We start from the raw sequence: 947 nt of genomic DNA on the forward strand, positions 1-947 counted from the left end.
CTCGGTGCTCCGGGCGGCTGTTCCTGCGGGTCCAGCGAATTGCGCAGCAGAGTCCGGGGCCGGTCCAAACCCGGGCCAGGGCCGGTTCAAGCCGGGCCCAGCCGGGCCCAGCCGGTCCGGGGCCGTCTCGAAAGTCCGGGCGGCATATGCAGTAGGGCAAGGTACTCCAGCTCGCCCCCTTCTGTCCTCGTTTCCGGCAACCCTCGGAGACCGGGCGCTCACTCCCGGTAGATGTAGACGCCATGAGCAGCACACACTCGGACGTCTCGGGAGTCACCTCGGAAGGGGCCGTCTGGCTCGCCTCCGCAGGAACGTATCCGCGCAGCACGATCTCGTTCTGGGCGGAGCGGCCCACCGCCCCGCTCGTCCTGCCCTGCGGCACCGTGTTCGACGTCGTCAACACGCCCGCGGTCTTCGGCCGCCGCATGCTCGACCGCCTCTGGGGCGACGGTCCCGGCTCGGGCCCGGTGGCCGCCTACCGGGGCCGGATACTCCTGTTCGCGGCGCCGGGTACGGCCCAGCGGCTGCCGTCACTCCTGAGGTGGGAGGAGTGGGGCTCGGCCGGCGGGGGCGACGACGGTGGCGCCCGGCGCCGCCGCTCCGTCCCGCCGCTCCTCTGTCACGGCCGTGGCGACGCGGTGACGGTCCCCGCCCTGGTGAACGACGGCACCGGCCACGACACCGAGGAGGAGGCCGAGGAGGACAGCAAAGGCGATCCACGCCTCGAATCCCGCTGGGTCGTCGCCCCCGACACCTGCCGCCCCTGGCTTCCGGGGCCGGAAATCCTGCTCTGGGCGGCCGTACGAGCGGCCCGTGCCGCGGCCTCCAGCGGGGTGCGGATATCGATTTTTCCTCGCGCCGATCCGGGTGCTAAGGTCTACGACGTCAGCAGGCGCCGCTAGCTCAGTTGGTTAGAGCAGCTGACTCTTAATCAGCGGGTCCGGGGT

General features: G+C 71.6%; 1 protein-coding gene. It reads left to right on the top strand.

Going from position 1 to position 947, the window contains the following annotated elements; all coding sequences use genetic code 11:
* The first annotated feature begins 242 nt into the window (after positions 1–242).
* Complete coding sequence (locus RB628_RS40900) at positions 243–902, top strand: hypothetical protein (protein ID WP_318325707.1); 660 nt, start codon at positions 243–245, stop codon at positions 900–902.
* Positions 903–947: the final 45 nt, after the last annotated feature.

The organism is Streptomyces sp. ADMS (genome assembly GCF_033441795.1).
In the GTDB taxonomy this organism is placed as follows: domain Bacteria; phylum Actinomycetota; class Actinomycetes; order Streptomycetales; family Streptomycetaceae; genus Streptomyces.